This window comes from Enterovibrio norvegicus FF-33, from assembly GCF_000286835.2.
GTDB lineage: Bacteria > Pseudomonadota > Gammaproteobacteria > Enterobacterales > Vibrionaceae > Enterovibrio > Enterovibrio norvegicus_A.
On record NZ_AJYD02000003.1, the window covers coordinates 44,649 to 58,208 of the forward strand.

12 protein-coding genes, 1 tRNA gene and 2 pseudogenes are annotated in these 13,560 nt (G+C 46.0%); 9 read left to right on the forward strand and 6 right to left on the reverse strand.

The window, feature by feature from the left end:
* Positions 1-132: 132 nt before the first annotated feature.
* The 3 genes from A1OO_RS00660 to folB are packed head-to-tail and all read right to left on the reverse strand — an operon-like array spanning position 133 to position 1,812.
* A complete protein-coding gene (locus A1OO_RS00660; RefSeq protein WP_017005141.1) occupies positions 133-936 on the reverse strand; it encodes an undecaprenyl-diphosphate phosphatase in 804 nt (267 codons plus the stop codon).
* Between the two features lie 40 nt (positions 937-976).
* Entirely contained in the window at positions 977-1,462 is a 486-nt protein-coding gene (gene folK, locus A1OO_RS00665) for a 2-amino-4-hydroxy-6-hydroxymethyldihydropteridine diphosphokinase (protein ID WP_017005142.1), read from the reverse strand.
* Positions 1,459-1,812, reverse strand: coding sequence for a dihydroneopterin aldolase (gene folB / locus A1OO_RS00670; RefSeq protein ID WP_017005143.1), 354 nt, complete (start codon positions 1,810-1,812; stop codon positions 1,459-1,461). The genes folK and folB overlap by 4 nt, the downstream gene beginning before the upstream one ends.
* 186 nt (positions 1,813-1,998) lie before the next feature.
* Between folB and plsY the strand changes: the two genes are divergently transcribed.
* Positions 1,999-2,631 carry a glycerol-3-phosphate 1-O-acyltransferase PlsY gene (gene plsY, locus A1OO_RS00675; protein ID WP_026024095.1) on the forward strand — a complete coding sequence of 211 codons (633 nt, stop codon included), beginning with the start codon at positions 1,999-2,001 and terminating at the stop codon, positions 2,629-2,631.
* Between the two features lie 122 nt (positions 2,632-2,753).
* Here the strand turns inward: plsY and tsaD are convergent, their stop codons facing one another.
* Entirely contained in the window at positions 2,754-3,773 is a 1,020-nt protein-coding gene (gene tsaD / locus A1OO_RS00680) for a tRNA (adenosine(37)-N6)-threonylcarbamoyltransferase complex transferase subunit TsaD (protein WP_017005144.1), read from the reverse strand.
* A gap of 197 nt (positions 3,774-3,970) precedes the next feature.
* On the opposite strand from tsaD, the gene rpsU reads away from it, so the two are divergent.
* The 8 genes and pseudogenes from rpsU (at position 3,971) to A1OO_RS00725 (ending at position 12,403) form a co-directional block, all read left to right on the forward strand.
* Entirely contained in the window at positions 3,971-4,186 is a 216-nt protein-coding gene (gene rpsU, locus A1OO_RS00685; protein WP_002537656.1) for a 30S ribosomal protein S21, read from the forward strand.
* Between the two features lie 24 nt (positions 4,187-4,210).
* Positions 4,211-4,654, forward strand: a complete 444-nt coding sequence (locus A1OO_RS00690; protein WP_017005145.1) for a GatB/YqeY domain-containing protein — start codon at positions 4,211-4,213, stop codon at positions 4,652-4,654.
* Between the two features lie 153 nt (positions 4,655-4,807).
* Positions 4,808-6,562: a DNA primase gene (dnaG, locus tag A1OO_RS00695; protein ID WP_016958975.1), complete on the forward strand. Its 1,755-nt coding sequence runs from the start codon at positions 4,808-4,810 to the stop codon at positions 6,560-6,562.
* 81 nt (positions 6,563-6,643) lie between these two features.
* Positions 6,644-8,485 (forward strand): annotated as a pseudogene (gene rpoD / locus A1OO_RS00700) (RNA polymerase sigma factor RpoD); the annotation flags it as partial.
* Between the two features lie 154 nt (positions 8,486-8,639).
* A tRNA-Ile gene (locus tag A1OO_RS00705) sits at positions 8,640-8,715 on the forward strand.
* Between the two features lie 421 nt (positions 8,716-9,136).
* Positions 9,137-9,586 (forward strand): helix-turn-helix domain-containing protein, encoded by a 450-nt coding sequence (locus tag A1OO_RS23910; protein ID WP_017005147.1) that lies wholly within the window; start codon positions 9,137-9,139, stop codon positions 9,584-9,586.
* A gap of 717 nt (positions 9,587-10,303) precedes the next feature.
* Positions 10,304-11,230 (forward strand): hypothetical protein, encoded by a 927-nt coding sequence (locus A1OO_RS00720; RefSeq protein ID WP_017005148.1) that lies wholly within the window; start codon positions 10,304-10,306, stop codon positions 11,228-11,230.
* Between the two features lie 498 nt (positions 11,231-11,728).
* Positions 11,729-12,403: a deoxycytidylate deaminase gene (locus A1OO_RS00725; RefSeq protein WP_017005150.1), complete on the forward strand. Its 675-nt coding sequence runs from the start codon at positions 11,729-11,731 to the stop codon at positions 12,401-12,403.
* A 146-nt stretch (positions 12,404-12,549) separates the two neighbouring features.
* Here A1OO_RS00725 and A1OO_RS23930 read toward each other — a convergent pair.
* Positions 12,550-12,648, reverse strand: a pseudogene (locus A1OO_RS23930) (helix-turn-helix domain-containing protein); the annotation flags it as partial.
* Between the two features lie 33 nt (positions 12,649-12,681).
* Positions 12,682-12,936 (reverse strand): recombinase family protein, encoded by a 255-nt coding sequence (locus A1OO_RS23935; protein ID WP_277814527.1) that lies wholly within the window; start codon positions 12,934-12,936, stop codon positions 12,682-12,684.
* Positions 12,937-13,560 lie beyond the last annotated feature (624 nt).

The following is a 13,560-nucleotide window of genomic DNA, read 5'->3' on the forward strand; positions in this document are numbered from 1 at the left end:
GGTCCTAGGGTCCTAAAGAAAACATTGCCCCGAAATAAGAGACTAAAAAAGCGGCTTCTGATAACAGAGCCGCTTTTTTCTTTTCTAGGATCTAGGATCTAGGACCTAGGTCCTAGGTCCTGATCTTAACCCTTAGCGCGTCGCAAGAAACGCCATCAAACCTAGCCCCAGCGCAATGCGGTAAATCACAAACGGCTTCATGCCCATGGTGGTCACCAGTTTCAAGAACCAATGAATACAAATGTAAGCGCTGACAAACGACACCGCCACACCCACCATGATAGGTGCCCACATAACCGGCACATCACTTTTCACTAGCCCTAAACCAAGGTAGCTACCCGCCAACACAATGATCGGGATAGACATCAGAAACGAGAAACGCGCCGCCGCTTCACGGGTATAACCCAAGTAAAGCGCCATGGTCATGGTTGCACCAGAACGAGACGTACCCGGGATCATTGCTAGCGCTTGCGATAGGCCAATCAACAATGCAGATTTAGGCGTGGTTTTGTACTCATCAATTTCGCACTTGGCGTTGTTGTCCACCCACCACAGTAGCAAGCCGAAAACGATACACGTCACCGCAATCACCCACGCCGAACGCAGATAAATTTCGATGATGTCTTTCATTAACAAACCGAAGATACAGGCAGGGATCGTCGCCAGCGCAATCATCCACGCAAGCGTTGCATCAGATGAACGCTCACCTTTGAAAATTGAGCGGAAAAATGCACCGAGCAATTGCGTCACTTCCTTGCGGAAATACCCCACAACAGCCAGTAACGTACCAACGTGAACCGCAACATCAAAGGCTAAGCCTTGATCCTGCCAGCCAAGAATTTCAGAAGGGAGAATAAGGTGCGCAGAGCTCGACACGGGAAGAAATTCTGTCAGGCCCTGAATTAAAGCCAGCGCAAAGGCTTCAAACATGCTCATAGTGGTTAGTCACTTATTATTGGTTATCAAAAGAAATGAATTACAACGAAAAATCGGTTACCGGCCAAAGAGGTTGTTCATCACTGAACGCGTCCCAGGCTTGTTGGTAAGTTTGCGTGTCACCGGGAATGACCTGATCCGGGCAAAGCTCTGCCAATGGCCAAAGGGTAAACGCAAATTTGTAAACATCCTTCCTTGGCAACACAGGTCCAGAAGGCTGAGATAGCTCGCCGTAAGTCAGCAAATCAATATCAAGCGTACGGTCACGGAACTTAATTGCATCGCGTTCACGTCCCCAGCGAGATTCGATTTCACGCAGCGCAGCCATGATGTCTTCGAGGCTTAAATCGGTATGAAGTTCAACCACAAGGTTGTAAAAGTTCGGGCCTTCGAAGCCAACAGGAACGGCTTCGAAAATGCGAGAGCTGCGACAGTTTGGGTCAAGAGTCTTGAGCGCCGCCATGCCTTCCGCAATATGGTGCTCACGTTCAATGTTCGACCCAACACTTACCAGAACCTGAATCACCGCACGCCTCGCTCAATCACAACGCCGACGGTACGCGCTTGTGGCACCGCGCCAGGCTTGCTCACTTTCACCCGCACCCAAGGCACGGAGAATTGCGTTTGAATAAGAGTCGCAATTTCTTCAGCCACACGCTCAACCAGCAGAAAACGACCGTTTTCGACCAAATCAAGAATCGCGCCGCTAACAGAAGAGTAATCTAGGGCAAAAGCAACATCATCACTGCTAGCAGCAGGTTTGTTGTCATGCGCCATTTCAATATCAAACACCAGTTTTTGTTTGATTTGCTGTTCCCAGTCGTACACACCAATGGTGGTAATGACTTCCAGCTGCTCAATAAATACTAAATCCATGTTCACTCAAAAAATTCAGAGGTCGGATACCTATTATGCGCAAAAGCACGTAACATCGGTCAACCAGCGCCTAACTCGCGGTGCTGCACATACACAAAATCTCTAAATAATTGGATACTTTGTGTCTGTTGCGCGAACTATAGCAAGTTCTCGCCGCCCTAGCGAATGTTCAACGTGGATGAAAAAATGACCGCACTCGGAATGCTAATGATTGTTGCTGCCTACCTACTGGGGTCGATATCCAGTGCAGTGTTGATCTGTCGGCTTTACGGTCTGCCAGACCCACGAGAGCAAGGTTCAGGCAACCCCGGCGCCACCAATGTATTCCGCTTAGGTGGGCGTTTCGCTGCCGCCTTGGTCCTGCTGTGCGACATGCTCAAAGGCACCATTCCCGTCTGGATCAGTTACCTTATCGGCATCAACCCTTTCATGCTTGGCTTGATTGGTATCGCCGCCTGTCTTGGGCATATCTACCCCATCTTCTTCCACTTTCGCGGTGGCAAAGGCGTTGCAACCGCCTTAGGTGCAATCGCACCTATTGGTTTAGACCTCACAGGGATGATGCTTGGCACATGGTTGGCCACATTATTACTGACCGGATACTCATCCGTTGGCGCACTCATCGCATCTTTGTTCGCGCCGTTGTTCACTTGGATGGTCAAACCGCAATTCACCATGCCTGTCGCCATGCTGTCGTGTCTCATTATTTTCCGTCATCAGGAAAACATTAAGCGACTATTGAACGGCACAGAGCAAAAAGTGTGGAATAAGAAGAAAAAATCGAAAGAAGAAGAGCAACAAGAAGAACAAGAGGGGTAGAGCAGATCTTAAGTTCTAGGTTCTAGGTTCGAGAAGACAATATCCCGAACGTTAGGTATAAAAAAGCGGCGCTGTTAAACAGTCGCCGCTTTTTTTGGTTTTGCTCTTCCTAGAACCCGCTCTTAAACCTCAACCGACTTAAGCTGATCAATCGGCCAACGCGGGAAGGCTTTCACGCCCAAATCGTTGTGCTCGCCGTTTTTCAGACGCTGCATACCCGCATAAGCAATCATGGCACCGTTGTCAGTGCAAAACTCAGTTCGTGGGTAATACACCTCACCGCCGATAGAATCTGCCAACGCTTCCAACTTCACACGCAGATGACGGTTAGCACTCACACCGCCCGCAATCACAATGCGCTTCATACCGCTCAGTTTCAACGCACGCTTGCACTTGATCACCAAGGTATCGACCACTGCATCTTCAAATGCACGTGCGATATCCGCGCGAGTCTGATCGTCATTATCATTCGCAGAAATCGTATTGGCCGCGAACGTTTTCAAGCCAGAGAAGCTCATGTCCAAACCCGGTACGTTTGTCATCGGACGCGGGAAGGTAAAACGGCTACTGTCGCCCTTTTCTGCCAGCTTAGAAAGCAACGGTCCGCCTGGGTAATCAAGGCCCATTAGCTTAGCGGTTTTATCAAACGCTTCACCCGCAGCATCATCAATCGATTCGCCAAGGATTTTGTACTCACCAATGGCTTTTACTTCCACCAATAAGGTATGCCCGCCAGAAACCAACAGTGCGACAAACGGAAACGGAGGAGGGTTATCTTCCAGCATTGGCGCCAGTAAGTGCCCTTCCATATGGTGAACTGCCACAGCCGGCAAATCCCACGCATACGCAAGACTACGACCAATGGTAGCACCAACCAGCAACGCGCCCACCAAGCCAGGGCCCGCCGTGTATGCCACGCCATCCAGATCTTGAGGCGTTAACCCCGCCTCTTCTAGCGTCGCTTTGATCAGTGGAATCGTCTTCTTCACATGATCACGAGAAGCAAGCTCAGGCACCACGCCGCCGTAGTCAGCGTGCACTTCTACTTGGCTATATAACTGATGTGCCAGAAGCCCTTTTTCATCATCATAAATCGCAACGCCAGTCTCATCGCACGATGTCTCGATGCCTAGAATTCGCATAACACCTCAGCTCACTTCGTTTATATTCAATCTGTCTTCTCAAAAACAGGCCGCAATATTACATGGGCGCGATCAAATTCACCAGTTATGCTTTACAAGCACCCGCAGATCGGATTAGAATTCCGCACCATTTTTAAACAAAGCTGGTCATTTTTTGTCTCCAGCGATTAACGAACAACCCCTGAGGTGAAAGGCACATGCCAGTAGTTAAAGTACGTGAAAACGAACCATTCGACGTAGCACTGCGTCGCTTCAAGCGCTCTTGTGAAAAAGCAGGTATTCTTTCTGAAGTTCGCCGTCGTGAGCACTTCGAAAAGCCAACTACCGTTCGCAAACGCGCTAAGGCTGCCGCTGTTAAGCGTCACCTGAAGAAGCTGGCTCGCGAGAACGCTCGCCGCGTTCGCCTGTACTAATTACGATTAATACAGGATTGTGATATGGAATTGATTACTCGCATTAAGAGTGAGCAAATAGTAGCGATGAAGGCGAAAGATAAACTTCGCCTTGGCACTATTCGTTTGATGATATCTGCAATTAGACAACAAGAAATCGACGGTCAGAAAACACTGACTGACGACGAAGTGTTGGCAGTCATCGTCAAGATGGTTAAGCAACGTCGTGACTCCGTATCGCAATATCAGTCAGCAGGTCGTGATGACCTTGCTGATGTGGAATTGGCTGAAATCTCCGTCTTAGAAGAATTCATGCCACAACCACTCAGCGACGACGAAGTGGATGCAATGGTAAAAGATGCCATTGCAGCCTCTGGTGCGAGCTCCATGCAAGACATGGGCAAGATCATGGCCATCCTGAAACCTCAAGTTCAGGGCCGCGCTGACATGGGTAAAATCAGCCAATTGGTTAAATCCAATCTGGCATAAGGTTTTTACCTAACCTGCAAACAAGCCGTGCTATCCAATTTTGGAGTGCGCGGCTTGTTCGTATCTTCTCGTTAGTAAATACTGTTCCTGTTTTCTGACTAGAACATACTGAATTCACTCACGTTCCCGTATTCAAAAAACGCACATAGGTTTATGGCAGGAAAAATCCCACGCTCATTTATTGACGATCTACTTGCCCGACTAGACATTGTCGAGCTCATAGACGCGCGGGTAAAATTAAAAAAGCAGGGTAAAAACTACGGTGCCTGCTGCCCTTTCCATAACGAAAAAACCCCCTCATTCACGGTGAGTCAGGAAAAACAGTTCTACCACTGCTTCGGTTGTGGCGTACACGGCAATGCCATTGATTTTGTGATGGAATTTGACCGTCTTGAATTTGTTGAAGCGATTGAAGAACTGGCCTCACAGCTTGGTTTAGATGTCCCCCGTGAACAGAGTGATGGTGGCGCCCCAAAAGGCCCTTATGCGCGTAGCGATCAAAAACGCGACCTGTACCAGATGATGGGGCAAATCGCCCAATTTTATCAGGGTGGGCTGCGTAGCGAAGCGGGACAAACAGCTATCGATTACCTTAAAGGCCGCGGCCTATCGGGGGAAATCGTACAAAAATTTGGCATTGGCTATGTCGCCGACGAGTGGGATCAAGTTCGCACACGCTTTGGCAAAGACAATGCGAGTCAGCAAGCGCTGGTATCAACGGGCATGTTGATCGAAAACGATAATGGACGCCGCTATGACCGCTTTCGCGGTCGAGTCATGTTCCCCATTCGTGATCGACGTGGCCGAGTGATCGGCTTTGGTGGTCGAGTATTAGGCGACGGTACGCCCAAATACCTCAACTCCCCAGAAACGCCCATTTTCCATAAAGGGCGAGAGTTATACGGTCTTTACGAAGTGCTACAAGCGCATCGCGAACCGAAACAACTTCTGGTGGTCGAAGGGTATATGGACGTGGTGGCGTTGGCACAATTTGATGTCGACTATGCTGTTGCCTCACTCGGTACAGCCACCACCGCAGAACACATGCAAACCCTGTATCGACAAACATCGAACGTGGTTTGTTGTTATGATGGTGACCGCGCCGGACGCGATGCTGCATGGCGCGCCATGGAGCAAGCATTACCGCACTTAGTTGATGGTCGTCAGTTGAAGTTCATGTTTTTGCCCGACGGCGAAGACCCGGATTCCATGGTTAGACAGGAAGGCAAAGAAGGTTTTGAACAACGCATGGCGAAAGCCATGTCGCTATCAGAATTCTTGTTCTCCACCCTAATGGAACAAGTGGACAGCAGCAGTCAGGAAGGCAAAGCCAAACTGACCACGTTAGCCGTACCACTGATCGACAAAGTTCCGGGAGGCACATTGCGCCTCTACTTACGGAATACACTAGGGCAAAGGCTCGGTCTTCCTGATGAACAGCAGCTTGAAAAACTGCTCAGCAAACAAGGGCAAGCGCAAACACGCAAGCCACTACCAGAAATGAAACGCACGCCGATGCGTGAAGTCATTACACTGTTATTACAGAATCCTGGGTTTGTTGAATCTGTGCCACCACTTGATGGCGTGGAAGCGCTGGGGATACCCGGCATAAATTTATTCACGACGATGCTTGAACTTTGCCGTCATCGTCCCAATATTACGACAGGACAGCTGCTCGAACATTGGCGCGGCTCAGATCAAGAAGCGTTGTTGGCCAAACTGGCCAGTTGGGAACTTCCCATTAATGAAGACAATGCATTAGATGTATTTTTAGACTCACTGGACAGAATATTGGCTCAGTGTGTCGCGCAACAAATAGATAAATTACAGGCTCGAGACAGAAGCATCGGCTTATCAGCTGAAGAGAGACGGGAACTATGGCAGTTACTTCAAAGCCGTCCCGACTAGTAAGTAGTCAGAACCATTGTAATTTGCTAGAATTGGCGGTTTGCGTTTCCGCATACTAAATTCTTCACTCAGACCCGAAGTTGGATATCGTCTATGGATCAAAATCCGCAGTCACAGCTAAAGTTGCTTGTCGCAAAAGGTAAGGAGCAAGGCTATCTAACCTATGCAGAAGTAAACGACCACCTACCAGAAGACATTGTCGATTCCGATCAGATTGAAGATATTATTCAGATGATCAACGACATGGGTATTCAGGTAGTGGAAACTGCTCCTGATGCCGATGAGCTAATGATGACTGAAACTGTAGCTGACGAAGATGCCGTCGAAGCCGCAGCAGCAGCATTATCTAGCGTTGAATCTGAAATCGGCCGTACGACAGACCCTGTCCGCATGTATATGCGTGAAATGGGTACGGTAGAACTGCTTACCCGCGAAGGCGAAATCGACATCGCCAAACGCATCGAAGATGGTATCAACCAAGTACAGGTTTCGGTTGCCGAATATCCTGGCTCGATTGCATACCTGCTAGACCAATTCGATAAAGTTGAAGCTGAAGAGCTTCGTCTCACAGACATCATTTCTGGCTTTGTAGACCCAAGCCAAGACGACATCGCACCGACAGCAACACACATCGGTTCAGAGCTGACAAAAGAGCAGCTTGAAGATGAAGATAAAAATGACGACGATGACGACGAAGAAGAAGAAGACACTGGCATTGATCCAGAGCTAGCGCGCGAGAAGTTCAATGAACTGCGCATTGCTTATGACACAATGCAAGTTGCTATCAACAAAAACGGACGTTTCCACAAAGACACGGCAGAATCAGTTGCAGAGCTGTCTGAAGTGTTCAAGCAGTTCCGCTTGATCCCGAAACAGTTCGATCGCCTGGTTAAAGAAATGCGCGGCACAATGGATCGCGTACGTACACAAGAGCGCCTTGTTATGCGCCTGTGTGTTGACCAAGCTAAAATGCCTAAGAAAACCTTCGTACAGCTATTTAGCGGCAACGAATCTTCTGACAACTGGCTGGATGCAGCACTCGCGTCAGAAAAACCGTTCGTTGATCGCCTTAAGCAATACGAAGAAGATCTGCGTCGCAGTGTTCAAAAGCTGAAAATCATCGAAGATGAAACCGGCCTGAACGTAGAGCGTATCAAAGACATCAGCCGTCGCATGTCAATCGGTGAAGCGAAAGCACGCCGTGCGAAAAAAGAGATGGTTGAAGCGAACTTACGTCTGGTTATTTCGATTGCTAAGAAATACACCAACCGTGGCCTGCAATTCTTGGATCTAATCCAAGAAGGTAACATCGGCCTAATGAAAGCGGTAGATAAGTTCGAATACCGTCGTGGTTACAAGTTCTCGACGTACGCAACATGGTGGATCCGTCAGGCAATCACACGTTCAATTGCTGATCAGGCGCGTACTATTCGTATCCCTGTTCACATGATTGAAACCATCAACAAACTGAACCGTATCTCACGTCAGATGCTTCAGGAGATGGGTCGTGAGCCACTGCCAGAAGAACTGGCAGAGCGCATGCAAATGCCAGAAGACAAGATCCGCAAAGTGCTGAAGATCGCCAAAGAGCCAATCTCCATGGAAACACCAATCGGTGATGATGAAGATTCGCATCTGGGTGACTTTATCGAGGATACTACCCTCGAGCTGCCAATGGATTCAGCGACAATGAACAACCTACGCATGGCAACCAGCGAAGTACTTGCTGGCCTAACGCCACGTGAAGCGAAAGTTCTGCGTATGCGTTTCGGTATCGACATGAATACCGATCACACGCTGGAAGAAGTCGGCAAACAGTTTGACGTAACGCGTGAGCGTATCCGTCAGATTGAAGCGAAAGCACTGCGTAAACTGCGTCACCCAAGCCGCTCAGAAGTTCTGCGCAGCTTCTTGGATGAATAATCCACGCGGTTAAAAACAGTAAAAATGAGAAGGCGAGCACAGCTCGCCTTTTTCATATCCAAGATTTGGTTTAAGTGGCTAAAATCCATACTGATTAGGGTATGGTTGCGTCTAGACACCTCGCTCCCCTTCCCCTATAATCATTCGCCTACATGGCCCCTTAGCTCAGTGGTTAGAGCACTCGACTCATAATCGATTGGTCCCCAGTTCAAGTCTGGGAGGGGCCACCATATTCCAGAAGGTTAGCAGGCGTAGTGTCTACTAACCTTTTTTTGTGCCTACTGATTTTTAGTCAAACACTTAGTCAAACAAGGAATGGCTATCCTTGCCATCAAACGCTAAGGATAAGTAGTGCGTGCCCATTCCGCGATAAGATCCGCAACTACATCACTGTGCATTGGTCTAAACCTTTCTTTGTTCGACTGATAGTAATGCACTGCTTCACCCTGAAAATGACCGTTATAGTCACCTCCGGCCCTATCTAGCCCCCTCCCTACACGCTTTCCAATATAGGGACCATAGTAATAAGTCAGGATTTCTCTGTAGCTACTGTCTTTAGTTAGCATTGCTTTTCTCCTCTAATAGGCCTCATAGCTACACTATCACTAGGTTCACATTTCCAAACTTTGCCACTTTCTAAGGAGTCATCAAATGGACTGGATGATTGGACGGCACTATACGTTTTGCAGACCTGGCGGTGGCGTTGAATATGAGGGCAAGGTGCTAAACACGTCTGAGCTGGCCATAGAGATTTCCAACCACAACTCCAAGATAACGATTCCCTGGGCTATCTTTTCTGAACTCGTCGCGATTGAGGCTGGTACGCCTAAGCAAAAAACTCAAACTCCTCCAACAAAAGAAACTGAGACTGTAACTGAAGCCTATAGCTTGCCCTTGCTACTGACAGAACAAGAAGTCGCAAAGCTCATCGGTATGAGCCGCTCGTTTCTGCGGCAATCTCGTATGGAGGGTCAGCGACAAAACAGAACAGATGCCCCTCCATTCATCAGAATTGGTAGAGCTATTCGATATCGATCTGAAGATGTAAGGAAATGGATAGACGAACATAAAAGACTGGATAGTACCTACGACCAGGATTAGTCGTATATAGAGAAGTCAGAACATACATCAGGTTTTACAATTTGCTCTAACTCACTTTTGCCCCATTCCTTCTTAGAGTTTTCACCCTATACAAAAAGCTGCCCTCCTATTCGCATTAGGTAATATTATCCAATATTGTCATTTGAAAAATTAAACTGTATAAGCCTTAGTTTATATACCTCACATGTAAACCATGTGACTCACAGGTTTCTAGGCTCTCGTTTATTTACTTGAAAGATCTGGAGTTTGTGCGGATAAAATACTCAAGCAGGCACATGGTTCACCATGGTAAAATAGAAATATATATTTAATGATGAAGGGTCTTTTAGCTCATTCAGTAAAAAAAATTAACACCCCTACCTTAAATACAAGATATAATAGAAATAGACAGTCGTCAGTCTTAACGCGTTTCTTCTTCAAACTCCATTCTCCCATCTATTAATCAGAATCACTTCTGAGTGATTTCGCACATCTTAAGCTTTAGAAACAACAATAAGGAGGTGAAAAATGTAGCTTTTTGCATAGGCGTATTGCGGCCTTTAACCGCAAAAAATCGACTTTACAGGTATAAACGTACAGGTTAAAGGTTTTAATTAATCTGTCATTTAAAAAGTGCTTAAACCAAAGGACGCAAAACAGCAGGTTTGCGCTCCTTCGTCGCTAATTTTAGCCGGTTAGGCAAGCGTCAGCACTCTTTTTAGTTCATCAGGAGCGAGTATGGTTAGGAAGTTAGAATCAGAAATTAGAGACTATATCAATGCGTCTAGGCGGCAGTTTCAAATCATGGGGAATAAAGCAAACTGGAACAAACTGTGTTCAGCGCTTGATCTTGTAGGTGATACTGAGTTAGCAATAGAAGCATACCCCAATTTATGTTCAACACAGAGTGATGGAGCAAGTTATCTTGTCGTTTATGGGATTTTACAAACCTTGTTATTGCAGCAAGATGCCGCAAAACATATTGCCGACGCATTAGGTCTTAAAAACATAAAGCGTCCTAAGCAATTAGACGAAATTCGAATTATACGAAATAGTGCGGCAGGGCACCCTACATCTCAAAAAGAAAATGGAGCGTATAAATCTTGTTTTATATCTTGCTTCTCTTTGAGTCCTGTCAGCTTCCAAATGGTGACGTCATTCTCTAACTCATCTGAACCTAAGTTTACAACCGTTAGCATCCCCTCGTTGTTAGAAATTCAGGGGAAATATATTGCTGAACTATTAGAGCAAGTTGTAGATGAACTTAAAAATCAAGAAATGGAGCATAGATTAATGCACAAAGAAAATAAACTTGAAGACTCATTCCCTCAAACATTGAGTTATCACTTAGGAAAAATTTACGAGGCTACATACACGAGACAATCATTTGCATTGGGTAAAGTTAATTTGTCTACGGTGTCTCAGGTATTAGAAAGCTTTAAAAATGCTCTTGAAGCACGTTCTGAGTGGGGTGTTTATGATTCCGTTAACTTCCACTATGAGCAGTTAGAGTATCCTCTTCAACAGCTTGAACTCTACTTTGAAGGTGAATCAACATTCAATGAAAAAGACGCTTATATATTTGCGAGCTTTGTCGAGAAACAGTTCGATGAACTTATAGAAATTGCCAAAGATATCGACAAAGAATACGAATCAGAGTGCTAAAAAATAAGAATAAAGTGTCGCGCAACCGACACTTTATTTGGTTGTTGAACAAGCCCGTCGCTGCCTTATTAAGTAAATTGCTCGGATGAGCACAGTGTAGATGCAGGCCCGTCACTGATTGACACAAGCACCACCATAGTTTTAGTTATCCGAATTTAGCGGTTTAGTACACCAACTCTAAGCTGTTTTTGTCCACTTTTGAGTTAGCCACGATGGCACGCTGAAAAGTGCCAAAATTCGTGTTAGGTCGATCTGCTCTGGTACGCATTCCCCCCTTAATTGTTAGTGTTTTACCAATTCACATGCTGTTGGTGTGCGGTTGCCCTAAAATTCATCCGATTTTAGAATATTTTAATGAATATGACCTGTTTTACTTATGAGTTCTCAATTTAAATTCACTTTTCTTGTAAGCAATTTGTTTCTTATGGCATATTACATGAAATTCTATTTTAAATACCCCACGAGGTAGTTATGAAGCGATGTCCTGAATGTGATTCAATGAATGTTGGCAAAGAAAAGTGGCATGATGCAGTAACAAGTGCTTTCCAAATAGGTGGTGATGCAGCTCTAGGAAATACGGGGGATCTTATATGCAACGACTGTGGTTTTACCTCTAGTCCAAGTTGTTTTAAAAAAGAAGATTCCCAATCGCCTATAATAAACGAAGAGCAAGAAAAGAAAATAAAATGGCGAAAGAGAATGATAGAACTTGCTGAGCATGTTTCAACTTGGTCTCTCGATAAATCCCAAGTCGGTGCTGTTTTGGTTTCTAAAAAAGGGGGGGATATTACACTAGGCTATAATGGATTTCCGTTCGGTGTAAAAGATGATGAAAGGCTAAATAAAAAGCATGAAAAGTTAAATATTATTGTTCATGCAGAGGTTAATGCGATTGTCGCTGCCGGCTCTAGGGCTGCTAATGCTGATCTTTATGTTTTTGGTAAGTCTATTTGTGCTCGTTGTGCTGGCCCAATTATTCAATCAGGAATAAAGAGGGTTTTTGCAATAGAGCCTAAAGCAGAAGGGACTTACGAGAAATCAAGTGACGCAGGCGCTATTGACTGGGAAGAGATGGGTAGGATTTCTGATGGTATGTTTAAAGAGGCTGGAGTAGAAGTTGTTTACTACAGCATTAATGACGGTAAATATACTTTTTCTGATGATTTAGCGTAACTTACTTAATACGACTAAAAATACAACCTCCCAGCTAGCGCAAGTTTAAAGGTCGCGCTAGCTCTCGACAATTTAATCTAGCATTACCTCTAGTTATTCATGGTTTTCTAATTTAGTAAATTCACTGGCACGTTAATGTCCAAAATTTAGCTAGCCAATATCCTACACACCTGCGATCGGCTATAGCCGGTCGCTTCTGCAATTTCTCTTAGGCTAAGGCCTTTATCTCTGTAGAGTTTCACTTTCTTGTGCCGTTCGGTATCGGGCTGCTTGCCTTTTTACTTGCCGTTGGCTTTGGCGGTTTCTATGCCCTGGTGTTGGCGTTCTCTTCGGGTTTCGTAGTCCTTTCTGGCCATGGCGGCCATCAGCTCGATCAGCATATTGTTGATGGCATCGAGCACAGCTTTGATGATGGGGGCGTTGTTGTCGAGCGCCTGCCAGCTGGTTGATACGTCCATGCTGACAATGCGTATGCCTTTTTCCTCAATCATGCGCTTGAGCTGTTTCCAGTCGTGGTCGTTAAGGCGGGTCAGGCGGTCGAGTGCTCGTTAATCAGGTTGGCACTCGGGTAACCTTATAACAAAAGCTAACTCAAAAGATGGTATGAAGAACAGGGGCAACCTTGTTTCAATGAATGCTAAATGCGCAGTTCTGCGCACTTTAAAACTGCGCATTCCTCTACCCTACTTATCCGTCGATTACCGATAAAAGACATACACATAGAATGTTTACCCTCTTCCCTAGTGCGGTTTTTTCAAGGTAGCAGTACGCACTTTTCTGCGCACTGCGCAATTCATAGAACTCGCCAGGTTACCCAAGGCTCTTGTGAGGTGGAATAAGGGTGGCTTTGTAGACTGTTTAGAAGGAAGTTTGTCTCTCTTTTGCTGTTTTGAACATCCGGCTTTTCCAAAGTCTAGGAGATCTCTTTCACCATTCACCAAAAATAACTTAAATATATGATAATAATGAATTATAAGTGGTGGGTGAAAGAGATGGTGAAAAGGTCATTCACCACCAATCCTATTCACCAAGTGGTGAAAGAGACGCTAATGGTGAAAGAGTTTTCTCTCATTCACCACCCTCTTTCACCACGCTGCAACCCTTGCCACATAAGGCTTTGGTCCAAATTTGGTGAAAGGGTGAAAGAGTTTTAGCAA